This is a genomic window from Salinibacterium sp. (assembly GCF_031364185.1).
Lineage (GTDB): Bacteria > Actinomycetota > Actinomycetes > Actinomycetales > Microbacteriaceae > Rhodoglobus.
The window spans coordinates 1-2,268 of record NZ_JANLVV010000151.1 but is presented as its reverse complement, the minus strand read 5'-3'; the positions used below and the strand labels follow the sequence as shown (position 1 = coordinate 2,268).

General features: G+C 65.6%; 1 pseudogene. It reads right to left on the bottom strand.

The annotated features are described in order from the left end of the window. Window positions 1-2,268, bottom strand: a pseudogene (locus RMN95_RS07110) (AraC family transcriptional regulator); the annotation flags it as partial.

The following is a 2,268-nucleotide window of genomic DNA, read 5'->3' as shown; positions in this document are numbered from 1 at the left end:
GAATCCACGGTCGACGTCGGCCTGGGTCAGGGCGTACGTTGCCCGACCCGTCACCGACTGCCCGGGCGCAAGCACGCCGGGATTCGCCGGGTTCGGCCATCCAATCACCGGATCAGAAATACCCGGCAGCGGATCAACCAGTCGACCCTGCGTCACCGTCACATTGCCCGTGTTCGTGACCGTCACCGCATAATCGATGATGTCACCAACCTGGCCGATATCACCGGCACGAAGGATGCCCGTCTTCACCGCAGACAGCGACGGCGACCGCGGAATGGGAACCGTCCCCGTGGCGGAGTGCTCGGGTTGGGCGGGCACAGCTCCGGTCGGGGAATTTGCGGTTCCGGTCGCGGTGTTGACAAGGGATCCCGCGTCGATATCAGCCTGCGTAAGTGCGTAGGTAGCGGTGGCGATCACCTTCTCACCAGGCTTCAGCAGACCCGCGGTCGCGGTCGGCCAGGTGTAATTCAGGCTGCTGAGCCCCACCAGACTGTCGTCAAGGGTCACAGTACTGAGGGTCTGGTTGCCATCATTGGTGAGGCCGATGGTGAACTCGACAACGTCACCGACCTCGCCGGTACTTCCGGCGGGCAGCACGCCCGACTTTGTGACACTGAAGGCGGGAGCCGCAGCCTCGGTGACTATTTCGACCGGGTTCGACGTGCTCGTGACCGGCGCGTTGCCCGGAGACGTCCCGGTCGAGGTCGCCGTGTTGGTCACGGAGCCCCTGTCGACATCGGCCTGCGTGAGAGCGTAGGTCGCGGTGGCGGTCGCGGTCTGCCGTGGCGCGAGTACCCCGGCGGCGCCCGGCCAGCGCACGTCGGGAGTGGTCAGGCCGGGAAGCGGATCGCCAAGCGCGATCCCGGATACCGTCACGTTGCCGTTATTGGTGATCGTGAACCGGTACTCCACGATGTCGCCGACGCTGCCGGTCTCGCCCGCAGCAAGAGCGCCAAACTTCGCCGTGACTAGGGACGGATTCGCAAGGGCAACCGTGGTGTTCTGTAGCGGCGAACTGACCGCAATCTTGTCACCCACGGGCGGCTTACCGGTGGCTGTCGCGACGTTGGTGACCGAGCCAGAGTCGACATCCTGCTGAGTAATCAGGTAGCTGGCCGTGGCCGTCGCGACCTCTCCCGGTTGCAGGATGCCCGGCTCGCTCACACGCGGCCAGGTCACGGTGGGGGTGCTGACCCCGAGAAGAGCATCGACGAGATCGACCAGCGACAGGGTGACGTTGCCAGTGTTCTTGATGGTGAACTGGTAATTGATGCTGTCACCGGCATTGCCAGCGCCCGTCGTCGTGCCAGATTTCGTGACGGCCATGTCGGGTCGAGCCGCGACCGTGACACCGGCGGTCGCGCTGCCGGTAACGACAGCACCGCGCGGTGGCAGGCCCGTGCCGTCGACAGCACTCGAGACTCCGCCGGCATTGACCTCGCCCTGGGTGAGTGGATGAGTGGATGTCGCGGTGACCGTCTCGCCGGGAAGGAGGGTGAACGCCACGCCCGGCCACAGGTACGTGGGTGCGCTGGTCCCGCCGAGGCGATCGAGCAGTTCGACAGCGGTGAGCGTGACATTGCCGGTGTTCTTCAGCGTGTATGCGAACGTCACGATCTCGCCGGCAACGCCAACGGCCCCCACTGGAAGGCTTGCCGTCTTTGTGACCAGGATGCTCGGCACCACCTGTTGCGTCGGCTGAGTGTGCACGGCCTCCGGTCCGGTGTACGCGATAAGTCCCGGCGTCGTACCCGAGGCGTTCGCGGTGTTGATCACGGAGCCGGCATCGACGTCGGCCTGGTCGATCAGGTAGGTGGCTGTGGCCGTCACGGTCTGGCGTGGCGCGAGCACGCCCTCGGCGCCCTGGGCCCACTGGTAGGCCAGCGGCGACAGGCGGGGAAGCGCGTCGTTGAGCTGCACAGAGCGCAGAGTGACATTGCCGGTGTTCTCGACCACGAACGTGTACGTGATGGTGTCGTTGACGGCGGCGGTTCCCGAGCTCTGCGCGGTCTTGGTCACCGTGAGACCGGGCACGGCGCTGACCGTATTGATGATGACCGTGTTCGTCCTGGCCGTGACCGGCACATTACCGGGAGCAAGGGCAGCGACCTTGGCAGTATTATCGCGGAATCCACGGTCGACGTCGGCCTGGGTCAGGGCGTACGTTGCCCGACCCGTCACCGACTGCCCGGGCGCAAGCACGCCGGGATTCGCCGGGTTCGGCCATCCAATCACCGGATCAGAAATACCCGGCAGCGGATCAACCAG